We start from the raw sequence: 10,945 nt of genomic DNA, 5'->3' as shown, positions 1-10,945 counted from the left end.
AGCCAGCTTCTCAGCTGGCTTTTTTGTTTTATGAGTTCGTGCAGTTACGCAACGTCTTCGTATTGCGGGACCGGGTTGCGGAAGCTTTTGGTAACGCAGGCCAGATAAACCAGACCAATACCGCCCCAGATCAGGCCCAGAATCATTGAGCTCTCTTCCAGGTTCAGCCACAGCGCGCCCACGGTCAGGGCACCACACAGCGGCAGGATCAGGTACTGGAAGTGATCTTTCAGCGTCTTGTTACGCTTCTCACGGATCCAGAACTGTGAAATCACCGACAGGTTAACGAAGGTAAAGGCCACCAGCGCACCGAAGTTGATCAGCGCCGTTGCGGTGACCAGGTCAAAGTTAATCGCCAGCAGGGCAATCGCGCCCACCAGCAGCACGTTCCAGGCCGGAGTACGCCATTTCGGGTGCACGTAGCCAAAGAAGCGGCTTGGGAAGACGCCGTCACGACCCATCACGTACATCAGGCGAGAAACGCCCGCGTGCGCTGCCATACCGGAGGCCAGTACGGTGATGGTCGAGAAGATCAGCACGCCGAACTGGAAGGTTTTACCCGCCACGTAGAGCATGATTTCCGGCTGAGACGCGTCAGGATCTTTGAAGCGGCTAATATCCGGGAAATAGAGCTGCAGGAAGTAGGAAGCCACAATAAAGACCAGGCCGCCAATCAGTGCCGTCAGGAAGATCGCTTTCGGGATCACGCGCTCGGCGTCTTTGGTCTCTTCCGACAGAGAAGAGATGCCGTCAAAGCCCAGGAACGAGAAGCACAGAATGGTTGCACCGGTGATCATCGGCACCACATGCGCGCCTTCCGACCAGAACGGACGGGTGCTGGTCAGCGTACCCGCGCCTTCGCCGTGCGCCACGCCGTAAACAATCAGACCGACGATGGCCGCCACAATACCCATCTGCAGAATAACGATCAGGGTGTTGAAGTTGGCAACGGATTTAATGCTGCGCAGGTTCGAGATGGTCATAAAGGCCACCAGCGCCACCACAAAGATCCACGACGGCACGCTGGGCACCAGCGCTTCGAAGTAGATTTTAGCCAGCAGGATGTTGATCATCGGCATGAACAGGTAGTCCAGCAGCGATGACCAGCCCACCATAAAGCCAACAGCCGGGCTAATGGATTTTTGGGCATAGGTGTAGGCTGAGCCAGCGGACGGGAAACGACGCACCAGTTTACCGTAGCTCAGGGCAGTAAAGAGAATAGCCACCAGCGCAAACGCATACGCGGTCGCGACATGACCATCGGTCAGACCAGAGACAATGCCGAACGTATCGAACAGCGTCATCGGCTGCATATAGGCAAGACCCATCATAACAACCGGAATCAACGTAAGCGATTTACGCAGTTCCACGCGAGAGGTTTTTGGAGTAACGTTATGCGACATGGTCAGACCCCATTACGGCGAATGCCGTCGCAATAGCAAAAAATTGCCCCATTTTGTTTCTTTCCTCAGCGACAACGACTGTCGGTTTTTAAATGTGTATCTATCCGGTACGAAGCCCGGCCTCTTGGTTTTAAATGACGTTTTGATGCAAAAAAATAACCGACGCGTTTAACGTCGGTTAGTGTCATTTTTTGCAGGCGACATATTTTGCCCCAAACTGAGGCGCGATGACAAGATGGCATACACCCATCAGGCCATCTTTTTTAACTCACGCCTGATTCACGGCCACTCACCGGTTTGTAAACGCCAGCGATCGCACTATTTGCTAAAATTTCCGTGCACCACCAGCCGCTTGCCAGCCCTGCGGTCTGCTCATTCCAGCCAATCCATACCGGTTCGGTAGAGATGTGCGCCACCACCTGTTTCTCTACCAGCGCGCCGCTGTCTAAAAACGGCTGCGCCAGATAGCGCGGCAGATAACCACAGCCAAGGCCGCCAATGAGCAGATCCAGTTTAGCCTTAAAATCAAAAACGGCGATCGCCTCCTGATCCTCCAGCAGCAGCTGGGAGCGCGAGCAACCCAGTCTGGCCTCTCCTACCACGATAGCACGATGGCGTTTGATCTCGCGGCGAGGCAGCGGCTCTACCGCCTGAGCCAGTGGGTGATGAGCGGCGACGGTAAATACCTGATCCAGAGTGCCGATCCTGGCAAAGCCAAATCCGCTTAGTGAGGGTGGGTCGTGCAGCGCACCCACAATCACGTCAGCCCGCCCCTGAATGAGCGCCTCCCACGAGCCAGACAGCACGCCGTTGATAAATTTTAGCCGAGTCACGTTGTGCTGCTGATAAAAAGTGTCGATAAGCGGCAGCAGCAGCGAGAAGGGAAAGGTGTCATCCACGCCGATAGTAAGCTGGTTCTCCCAGCCCTCGTTGAGCTTAATCGCCTGCTTCTCCAGCTCGCGCACCGTGTGCAGCACCTCTCGCCCCTTCTCCAGCAGCATCTGGCCGGTGCGAGTAAAGGTTGCCCGATGGCCGCTGCGGTCAAGAAGCTGGATGTTGAGATCGCTCTCCAGCTTATGCACGGTATAGCTCAGCGCAGAGGGGGTTTTATAGAGCTTCGCCGAGGCCGCAGCAAAGCTGCCCTCTTTTTCGAGGGCATCAAGGATAACGAGAACATCCAGCAATGGTTTCATGTTCGCCCCACAGGGTGTGCGACCAGACCCCAGACTGCTGCCCTACTCCATCGGCATGATCAGCGGATCGGGATACTGATATTCAAACCCTAATTCGTTGGTGATGCGGCTCCCGTCAACAAGCTTGCCCTTACTGCCCGCGTCGCTGTCGGTAAAGTTCGGCGGTGCCAGGCCCAGCTGGCGTGCCATCACCGGGTAAAATTCAGATCGCGCAGGGTGCTTAGGCGCGCAGAGATTGTAGATATGGCCGCCCTTAGGCGACTGCAATAACAGCATAATCGCGGCGATAACATCTTCAAGGTGCACCAGATTAACGCCCTGGCTGCCGTTAGGGGCCGTTTTACCGGCGAAGAAGCGCCCCGGATGGCGGCCCGGTCCGACCAGCCCGGCAAGGCGTAAAATATCCACCGAGGTACCCGGCAAATTGTGTAGCCACTCCTCCAGCTCTTTTAAGGTTTGCCCGCTGTGGGTGACCGGTTGCAGCGGCGTGGTCTCTTTGACGTTGCCCTCAGCGTTACCGTATACCGAGGTCGAGCTGGTAAAGATAATGCGCGGAATACGCCTCGCCAGCGCGCTGTCGACAATCTCCTGCACCGCCTGCAGATAGAAGGTATCCCCGCTGCCGCTCCGTCGGGCGGGCAGCGTAACCACCAGCGCGTCCACGTTCATTAGTGCTTCCAGGTCGTCAGCGTCACACACCAGCTCGGGTTCCAGCTTCAGCGGATAGCTTTCAATACCGCACATGCGCGCCGCCTCAACGCCGTCCTGGGTGGTTTTACTGCCGGTAACATGCCAGCCCTTTGACTGCAGCGAGAGCGCTAGCGGCATCCCCAGCCAGCCTAAACCGACAATCGCGACTTTTTTCATCCTTAATTCTCCCGGCTTTCATACGTTAGGATTAAGGCTACGCCAGGCAACGGCAACTGACAATTCTGAAGGCAACATGAAATGATGTAATGATGTAAAAAAGCCCTTGCTTTCAGCGGGCAAAGTGGTTTAGGTTAATTGACAAGACATGAATAAGCATTCATTGGAAATTTTATGACACGCGTTCAATTTAAACACCACCATCATCACCATCATCCTGACTAGTCTTTCAGGCGATGTGTGCTGGAAGACGTTTGGATCTTCCAGTGGTGCATGAACGCATGAAAAAGCCCCCGGAAGATCCTCTTCCGGGGGCTTTTTTTTGAACCTAATTCAGGCAGGATAAGAGGATAAGTAGAATGTTAGATAACTCCCGTTTACGCATAGCTATGCAGAAATCTGGCCGTTTAAGCGATGATTCACGCGAACTGCTGGCCCGCTGCGGCATTAAAATCAATCTGCACACGCAGCGCCTGATTGCGCTGGCAGAGAACATGCCCATCGATATTCTGCGCGTGCGTGACGACGACATTCCTGGGCTGGTCATGGACGGCGTGGTGGATCTCGGCATTATCGGCGAGAATGTGCTGGAAGAGGAGTTGCTAACCCGTCGCGCCCAGGGCGAAGACCCGCGCTACTTTACCCTGCGCCGTCTCGATTTTGGCGGCTGCCGTCTGTCGCTGGCCACCGCCGTTGACGAGCCGTGGGACGGCCCGGCGGCCTTGAACGGTAAACGTATCGCCACCTCTTATCCGCATCTGCTGAAGCGCTATCTCGATCAGAAAGGCGTCTCGTTTAAATCTTGCCTGCTCAACGGCTCCGTCGAAGTGGCCCCGCGTGCGGGCCTGGCCGATGCCATCTGCGACCTGGTCTCAACCGGAGCGACCCTTGAGGCCAACGGCCTGCGTGAGGTAGAGGTGATCTACCGCTCAAAAGCCTGCCTGATCCAGCGCGACGGCGAGATGCCAGCGGCCAAGCAGCAGCTGATCGACAAGCTGCTGACCCGTATTCAGGGCGTCATCCAGGCCCGTGAATCAAAATACATCATGATGCATGCCCCGACCGAACGTTTGGACGAGGTGATTGCCCTGCTGCCGGGCGCTGAGCGTCCGACCATCCTGCCGCTGGCAGGCGACCAGCAGCGCGTGGCAATGCACATGGTCAGCAGCGAAACGCTGTTCTGGGAAACCATGGAGAAGCTGAAGGCGCTGGGGGCCAGCTCTATTCTGGTGCTGCCGATTGAGAAGATGATGGAGTAATGGTCATGAGCTTCAATACCGTTATCGACTGGAATATATGTAGCGACGAGCAGCAGCGCGATCTGCTGATGCGTCCGGCAATCTCCGCCTCGGAAAGCATCACCCGTACGGTGGTGGAGATCCTCGACAATGTCAAAGCGCGCGGCGACGACGCCTTGCGCGAGTACAGCGCTAAATTTGATAAAACCGAGGTCGGCGCGCTGAAGGTCACCGCGCAGGAGATCGCCGACGCCAGCGCCCGCCTGGGAGACGATATCAAGCAGGCAATGGCCGTGGCGGTGAAGAACATCGACACCTTCCACCAGGCGCAAAAGCTCCAGCCGGTGGATGTGGAAACCTTGCCCGGCGTACGCTGCCAGCAGGTAACGCGCCCGATCGCCTCTGTGGGTCTCTATATTCCCGGTGGTTCCGCGCCGCTGTTCTCAACGGTATTGATGCTGGCCACGCCGGCGCGCATCGCAGGCTGCCAGCGGGTCGTGCTCTGCTCGCCGCCGCCGATTGCCGATGAGATCCTCTATGCCGCCAGCCTCTGCGGCGTGCAGGAGGTCTTTAAGGTGGGCGGGGCGCAGGCCATCGCCGCTCTGGCCTTTGGCACCGAATCGATCCCCTCGGTAGATAAAATCTTTGGCCCTGGCAACGCCTTCGTTACCGAAGCCAAGCGCCAGGTGAGCCAGCGGCTGGACGGGGCAGCGATTGACATGCCTGCCGGTCCGTCTGAGGTACTGGTGATTGCCGACAGCGGCGCAACGCCGGATTTCGTCGCCTCGGATCTGCTCTCCCAGGCCGAACATGGCCCGGATTCTCAGGTGATCCTGCTGACGCCGGATGCACAGATGGCCGCCGCGGTCGCCGACGCCGTTGAGCGCCAGCTGGCCGAGCTGCCCCGCGCCGAGACCGCGCGCCAGGCGCTGACTGCCAGCCGCCTGATCGTCGCAAAGGATCTGGCCCAGTGTGTGGCTATCTCTAACGCCTACGGCCCGGAGCACCTGATTATTCAGACCCGCGACGCCCGCTCGCTGGTAGACAGCATTACCAGCGCGGGATCGGTGTTTCTCGGTGACTGGTCGCCGGAGTCGGCAGGTGACTATGCCTCGGGGACCAACCACGTGCTGCCGACCTACGGCTATACCGCCACCTGCTCCAGCCTCGGGCTGGCGGATTTCCAGAAGCGCATGACGGTGCAGGAGCTCTCCCGCGAGGGCTTCTCCGCGCTGGCGGCGACCATTGAGACCCTGGCGGCGGCCGAGCGTCTGCACGCCCACAAGAATGCCGTTACCCTGCGCGTTAACGCCCTCAAGGAGCAAGCATGAGCATCGAAGAATTAGCGCGCGAGAACGTGCGAAACCTGACGCCCTACCAGTCCGCTCGTCGCCTGGGCGGCAAAGGCGATGTCTGGCTGAACGCCAACGAGTTCCCTACCCCGGTGGCCTTTGAGCTGACCCAATCGTCGCTCAATCGCTACCCGGAGTGCCAGCCGAAAGCGGTGATTGAGGGTTACGCCCGCTATGCCGGTCTGCAGCCGGAGCAGGTGCTAGTCAGCCGCGGCGCAGATGAAGGTATCGAGCTGCTGATCCGCGCCTTCTGCGAGCCGGGTAAGGACGCGGTGCTCTACTGTCCGCCGACCTACGGCATGTACAGCGTAAGTGCCGAGACATTCGGCGTCGAGGCGCGCACCGTTCCGGCGCTGGAGAGCTGGCAGCTCAACCTGGAGGGCATCGCCGAGGCTCTCGACGGGGTGAAGCTTATCTATGTGTGCAGCCCCAACAACCCGACCGGGCAAATTATTGACCCGCAGGATATGCGTGCCCTGTTAGAGATGACCCGTGGCAAAGCGCTGGTGATTGCCGACGAGGCCTACATTGAGTTCTGTCCGCAGGCGACGCTCAGCGGCTGGCTGGCGGACTATCCGCACCTGGTGATCCTGCGTACGCTGTCGAAAGCCTTTGCGCTGGCCGGTCTGCGCTGCGGTTTTACTCTCGCAAGCCAGCAGATCATCGCCCTGCTGCTGAAGGTGATTGCCCCCTACCCGCTCTCAACTCCGGTCGCTGAAATCGCCGCCCAGGCCCTTTCGCCTGCGGGCATTGAGGCCATGCAGGGACGGGTGGCGCAGATCCTTAATGAACGCCGCTACCTGATCGAGCAGCTGCGCACTATTTCCTGCGTAGAAACGGTATTCGATTCAGAAACCAACTATATTCTGGCGCGCATCACCGCCTCCAGCGCGGTATTTAAATCCCTGTGGGATCAGGGCATTATTCTACGTGACCAGAACAAACAACCCTCTTTAAGCGGCTGTCTGCGGATCACCATCGGTACCCGGGAAGAGAGCCAGCGCGTCATCGACGCCCTACGTGCGGAGCAAGTATGAGCCAGAAGTACCTTTTTATTGACCGTGACGGCACCCTGATTAGCGAGCCGCCGAGCGACTTTCAGGTCGATAGCTTTGAAAAGCTGGCCTTTGAGCCAGATGCCATCCCGGTGCTGCTTAAGCTGCAGGCGGCGGGCTTTAAGCTGGTGATGATCACCAATCAGGATGGACTGGGCACGGCCAGCTTCCCGCAGGAGCACTTCACCGGCCCGCACAACCTGATGATGCAGATCTTCACCTCCCAGGGCGTGGTCTTTGACGAGGTGCTGATCTGTCCGCACCTGCCCGCCGACGAGTGCGACTGCCGTAAGCCGAAGGTGAAGCTGGTTGAAGGCTATCTTGCCGACGAGGTGCTGGATAAGGCCAACAGCTACGTGATTGGCGATCGGATGACGGACGTGACCCTGGCTGAAAACATGGGTATCACCGGCCTGCGCTACGATCGCGAGACCCTGAACTGGCGCGCCATTGGCGACCAGTTGACCAAACGCGACCGCTATGCCCACGTTGAGCGCAAGACCAAAGAGACGCAGATTGACGTGAAGGTATGGCTGGATCGCGAAGGCGGTAGCAAAATCAATACCGGCGTGGGCTTCTTTGATCACATGCTGGATCAGATTGCCACCCACGGCGGTTTCCGCATGGAGATTCAGGTCAAGGGCGATCTCTATATTGACGATCACCACACCGTGGAAGATACCGGTCTGGCGCTCGGCGAGGCGCTGAAGCTGGCCCTCGGCGACAAGCGCGGCATCAACCGCTTTGGCTTTGTTCTGCCGATGGACGAGTGCCTGGCCCGCTGCGCGCTGGATATCTCCGGGCGTCCGCACCTTGAATACAAGGCCGAGTTTACCTACCAACGGGTGGGTGACCTGACCACCGAGATGGTTGAGCACTTCTTCCGCTCGCTCTCCTACACCATGGCCGTCACCCTGCACCTGAAAACCAAGGGCAAGAACGATCACCACCGCGTAGAGAGCCTGTTTAAGGCCTTTGGCCGTACGCTGCGCCAGGCGATCCGGGTGGAAGGCGATACCCTTCCCTCCTCGAAAGGAGTGCTGTAATGAACGTGGTGATCCTCGATACCGGCTGCGCCAACCTGCACTCGGTGACATCCGCGATTGCCCGCCACGGCTATGAGCCGGTGGTGAGTCGCGATCCGGACGTGGTGCTGCGCGCCGATAAGCTCTTTTTACCTGGCGTAGGGACGGCGCAGGCCGCGATGGATCAGATCCACCAGCGCGAGCTGGTCAACCTGATCCGAGCCTGTACCCAGCCGGTGCTCGGGATCTGCCTCGGCATGCAGCTGCTGGGCAGCCGCAGCGAAGAGACCCATGGCGTTGAGCTGCTGGGGATTATCGATGAGCCGGTGGTCAAGATGGAGGACGTCGGGTTGCCGCTGCCCCACATGGGCTGGAACCGTGTCTACCCGAAAGCGGGCGATCGCCTGTTTCGCGGCATTGAGGACGGAGCTTATTTCTACTTCGTGCACAGCTACGCGATGCCGGTGAACGCCCAGACCATCGCCCAGTGCCACTACGGCGCTCCCTTCACCGCCGCCGTACAGAAAGATAACTTCTACGGCGTCCAGTTCCACCCGGAGCGCTCCGGCGCAGCGGGCGCGCAGCTGCTGAAAAACTTCCTGGAGATGTAATGATTATTCCAGCGTTAGACTTAATTGATGGCACGGTAGTACGCCTGCATCAGGGGGACTACGCGCAGCAGCGCGACTACGGTAACGATCCGCTGCCCCGCCTGCAGGGCTACGCCGCCGAAGGCGCGGAGGTGCTGCATCTGGTCGATCTGACCGGGGCGAAAGATCCGGCCAAGCGGCAGATCCCGCTGATTAAAACCCTGGTGGCTGGCGTCAACGTGCCGGTGCAGGTCGGCGGCGGGATCCGCACGGAAGAGGACGTTGCCGCCCTGCTGGCGGCGGGCGTTGCCCGTGTGGTGGTCGGATCGACGGCGGTAAAATCCCCTGAGGTCGTTAAAGGCTGGTTCACACGCTTCGGCGCAGAGGCGCTGGTGCTGGCGCTTGACGTACGCATCGATGCCGAGGGCGTAAAGCAGGTGGCGGTCAGCGGCTGGCAGGAGAACTCCGGCGTCTCGCTGGAGGAGCTGATTGAAACTTATCAGCCCGTTGGCCTGAAGCACGTCCTGTGCACGGATATCTCCCGCGATGGCACCCTGGCCGGCTCCAACGTCTCGCTGTATGAAGAGGTGTGCGCGCGCTATCCGCAGATCGCTTTCCAGTCCTCTGGGGGCATCGGCGGGCTACAGGACATCGCCGCCCTGCGCGGTACTGGGGTGCGCGGCGTGATTGTGGGCCGGGCGCTGCTGGAAGGCAAATTCAACGTAACGGAGGCGATCCAATGCTGGCAAAACGGATAATTCCCTGTCTGGACGTACGCAACGGCCAGGTGGTAAAAGGGGTGCAGTTCCGCAACCATGAGATCATTGGCGAAATCGTGCCGCTGGCGAAGCGCTATGCCGAAGAAGGCGCGGACGAGCTGGTCTTTTACGATATTACCGCCTCCAGCGATGGACGCGTCGTGGATAAGAGCTGGGTCTCCCGCGTCGCGGAAGCGATCGATATCCCTTTCTGCGTGGCGGGCGGGATTAAATCCGTCGACGACGCGGCGCAGATCCTCTCCTTCGGCGCGGACAAGATTTCCATCAACTCACCGGCCCTTGCCGACCCGGAGCTGATCACCCGCCTCGCCGACCGCTTTGGCGTGCAGTGTATCGTGATCGGCATTGACACCTGGTTTGATGAGGCCACCGGCAAGTATCACGTTAATCAGTATACCGGCGACGAAACCCGGACCCGCGTCACCACCTGGGAGACCCTCGACTGGGTGCAGGAGGTACAGAAGCGTGGTGCGGGTGAGATCGTGCTCAATATGATGAACCAGGACGGGGTGCGTAACGGGTACGATCTCGTGCAGCTGAAGAAGGTGCGTGAAGTCTGCCATGTACCACTGATCGCTTCGGGCGGCGCGGGTACCATGGAGCACTTCCTGGAAGCGTTCCGGGATGTTGATGTCGACGGGGCGCTGGCCGCCTCCGTGTTCCACAAGCAGATTATTAATATTGGTGAACTGAAAGCGTACCTGGCATTGCAGGGCGTGGAGATAAGGATATGTTAACAGAGCAACAACGTAGCCTGCTGGACTGGACGAAAACCGATGGGCTGCTGCCTGCCGTGATCCAGCACGCGGTGTCCGGTGAAGTGCTAATGCTGGGCTATATGGACCAGCAGGCGCTGGCCAAAACCGAAGAGAGCGGGCTGGTCACCTTCTACTCGCGCACCAAGCAGCGCCTGTGGACCAAGGGTGAAACCTCCGGCAACGTGCTTAACGTGGTCAGCATCACGCCCGACTGTGATAACGACACGCTGCTGGTGCTGGTCAACCCCGTCGGCCCGACCTGCCATACCGGCACCACCAGCTGCTTTGGTGAAGAGAAGAGCCATCAGTGGTTGTTCCTTTACCAGCTGGAGCAGCTGCTGGCCGCGCGCAAAAGCGCCGATCCTGCCAGCTCCTACACGGCGAAGCTCTATGCCAGCGGCACCAAGCGCATCGCCCAGAAGGTGGGTGAAGAAGGCGTAGAGACTGCACTCGCTGCGACCGTTAACGACCGCGAGGAGCTGACTAACGAAGCCTCGGATCTGATCTATCACCTGCTGGTGCTGCTGCAGGATCAGGATCTGGACATGACGGCCATCATTGAGAATTTGAGAGCGCGGCACAAGTAGTGCCGCAGAGATAAAAAAACCGGGCTTGCCCGGTTTTTTTTATTACGCTTTCGGCTGGTAGTTTCGCAGCGAATTGCGGGTGAGCACGTAACCTGAAC

Annotated in this window: 13 protein-coding genes and 1 other annotated feature; of the genes, 9 read left to right on the top strand and 4 right to left on the bottom strand. The window is 59.0% G+C overall.

Going from position 1 to position 10,945, the window contains the following annotated elements:
- Positions 1–44: 44 nt before the first annotated feature.
- From FN633_RS14565 to FN633_RS14550, 4 genes are all read right to left on the bottom strand, one after another.
- Positions 45–1,403 carry an APC family permease gene (locus FN633_RS14565; protein ID WP_208674120.1) on the bottom strand — a complete coding sequence of 453 codons (1,359 nt, stop codon included), beginning with the start codon at positions 1,401–1,403 and terminating at the stop codon, positions 45–47.
- A complete protein-coding gene (gene yoeI, locus FN633_RS18640; protein ID WP_154058952.1) occupies positions 1,393–1,455 on the bottom strand; it encodes a membrane protein YoeI in 63 nt (20 codons plus the stop codon). The genes FN633_RS14565 and yoeI overlap by 11 nt, the downstream gene beginning before the upstream one ends.
- A 211-nt stretch (positions 1,456–1,666) precedes the next feature.
- Positions 1,667–2,596 (bottom strand): LysR substrate-binding domain-containing protein, encoded by a 930-nt coding sequence (locus tag FN633_RS14555; RefSeq protein ID WP_154058201.1) that lies wholly within the window; start codon positions 2,594–2,596, stop codon positions 1,667–1,669.
- A 42-nt stretch (positions 2,597–2,638) separates the two neighbouring features.
- Positions 2,639–3,463 carry an SDR family oxidoreductase gene (locus tag FN633_RS14550; protein WP_154058200.1) on the bottom strand — a complete coding sequence of 275 codons (825 nt, stop codon included), beginning with the start codon at positions 3,461–3,463 and terminating at the stop codon, positions 2,639–2,641.
- A gap of 174 nt (positions 3,464–3,637) precedes the next feature.
- Between FN633_RS14550 and hisL the strand changes: the two genes are divergently transcribed.
- The 9 genes from hisL (at position 3,638) to hisIE (ending at position 10,847) form a co-directional block, all read left to right on the top strand.
- The gene (gene hisL / locus FN633_RS14545; RefSeq protein WP_001364200.1) at positions 3,638–3,688 is read left to right on the top strand and encodes a his operon leader peptide; all 51 of its coding nucleotides are present in this window, start codon (positions 3,638–3,640) and stop codon (positions 3,686–3,688) included.
- Positions 3,664–3,787 (top strand) — a sequence feature (His leader region). Its footprint overlaps the gene before it by 25 nt.
- A gap of 35 nt (positions 3,788–3,822) precedes the next feature.
- Complete coding sequence (gene hisG / locus FN633_RS14540) at positions 3,823–4,722, top strand: ATP phosphoribosyltransferase (RefSeq protein WP_042389902.1); 900 nt, start codon at positions 3,823–3,825, stop codon at positions 4,720–4,722.
- A gap of 5 nt (positions 4,723–4,727) precedes the next feature.
- A complete protein-coding gene (gene hisD / locus FN633_RS14535) occupies positions 4,728–6,032 on the top strand; it encodes a histidinol dehydrogenase (RefSeq protein WP_154058199.1) in 1,305 nt (434 codons plus the stop codon).
- Complete coding sequence (hisC, locus tag FN633_RS14530; RefSeq protein WP_154058198.1) at positions 6,029–7,090, top strand: histidinol-phosphate transaminase; 1,062 nt, start codon at positions 6,029–6,031, stop codon at positions 7,088–7,090. Before hisD ends, hisC begins: the two co-directional genes overlap by 4 nt.
- Positions 7,087–8,154, top strand: coding sequence for a bifunctional histidinol-phosphatase/imidazoleglycerol-phosphate dehydratase HisB (gene hisB / locus FN633_RS14525; RefSeq protein WP_154058197.1), 1,068 nt, complete (start codon positions 7,087–7,089; stop codon positions 8,152–8,154). Before hisC ends, hisB begins: the two co-directional genes overlap by 4 nt.
- Positions 8,154–8,744, top strand: coding sequence for an imidazole glycerol phosphate synthase subunit HisH (gene hisH, locus FN633_RS14520; RefSeq protein WP_154058196.1), 591 nt, complete (start codon positions 8,154–8,156; stop codon positions 8,742–8,744). The genes hisB and hisH overlap by 1 nt, the downstream gene beginning before the upstream one ends.
- On the top strand, positions 8,744–9,481 hold the full coding sequence (gene hisA / locus FN633_RS14515; protein ID WP_154058195.1) for a 1-(5-phosphoribosyl)-5-[(5-phosphoribosylamino)methylideneamino]imidazole-4-carboxamide isomerase: 738 nt from the start codon (positions 8,744–8,746) through the stop codon (positions 9,479–9,481). Before hisH ends, hisA begins: the two co-directional genes overlap by 1 nt.
- Positions 9,463–10,239, top strand: a complete 777-nt coding sequence (gene hisF / locus FN633_RS14510) for an imidazole glycerol phosphate synthase subunit HisF (RefSeq protein ID WP_042389895.1) — start codon at positions 9,463–9,465, stop codon at positions 10,237–10,239. The genes hisA and hisF overlap by 19 nt, the downstream gene beginning before the upstream one ends.
- Positions 10,233–10,847: a bifunctional phosphoribosyl-AMP cyclohydrolase/phosphoribosyl-ATP diphosphatase HisIE gene (hisIE, locus tag FN633_RS14505; protein ID WP_154058194.1), complete on the top strand. Its 615-nt coding sequence runs from the start codon at positions 10,233–10,235 to the stop codon at positions 10,845–10,847. The genes hisF and hisIE overlap by 7 nt, the downstream gene beginning before the upstream one ends.
- The last annotated feature ends 98 nt before the right edge of the window (positions 10,848–10,945 follow it).

The sequence above is a fragment of the Pseudescherichia vulneris genome, from assembly GCF_902164725.1.
Classification (GTDB): Bacteria; Pseudomonadota; Gammaproteobacteria; order Enterobacterales; family Enterobacteriaceae; genus Pseudescherichia; species Pseudescherichia vulneris.
This window is presented reverse-complemented; position numbering and strand designations above follow the sequence as displayed.

Coding starts and splice junctions, on each gene's coding strand:
- FN633_RS14565 (WP_208674120.1), bottom strand. CDS start 1,403: ATGTCGCATAACGTTACTCCAAAAACCTCTCGCGTGGAACTGCGTAAA.
- FN633_RS14555 (WP_154058201.1), bottom strand. CDS start 2,596: ATGAAACCATTGCTGGATGTTCTCGTTATCCTTGATGCCCTCGAAAAA.
- FN633_RS14550 (WP_154058200.1), bottom strand. CDS start 3,463: ATGAAAAAAGTCGCGATTGTCGGTTTAGGCTGGCTGGGGATGCCGCTA.
- hisG (WP_042389902.1), top strand. CDS start 3,823: ATGTTAGATAACTCCCGTTTACGCATAGCTATGCAGAAATCTGGCCGT.
- hisD (WP_154058199.1), top strand. CDS start 4,728: ATGAGCTTCAATACCGTTATCGACTGGAATATATGTAGCGACGAGCAG.
- hisC (WP_154058198.1), top strand. CDS start 6,029: ATGAGCATCGAAGAATTAGCGCGCGAGAACGTGCGAAACCTGACGCCC.
- hisB (WP_154058197.1), top strand. CDS start 7,087: ATGAGCCAGAAGTACCTTTTTATTGACCGTGACGGCACCCTGATTAGC.
- hisH (WP_154058196.1), top strand. CDS start 8,154: ATGAACGTGGTGATCCTCGATACCGGCTGCGCCAACCTGCACTCGGTG.
- hisA (WP_154058195.1), top strand. CDS start 8,744: ATGATTATTCCAGCGTTAGACTTAATTGATGGCACGGTAGTACGCCTG.
- hisF (WP_042389895.1), top strand. CDS start 9,463: ATGCTGGCAAAACGGATAATTCCCTGTCTGGACGTACGCAACGGCCAG.
- hisIE (WP_154058194.1), top strand. CDS start 10,233: ATGTTAACAGAGCAACAACGTAGCCTGCTGGACTGGACGAAAACCGAT.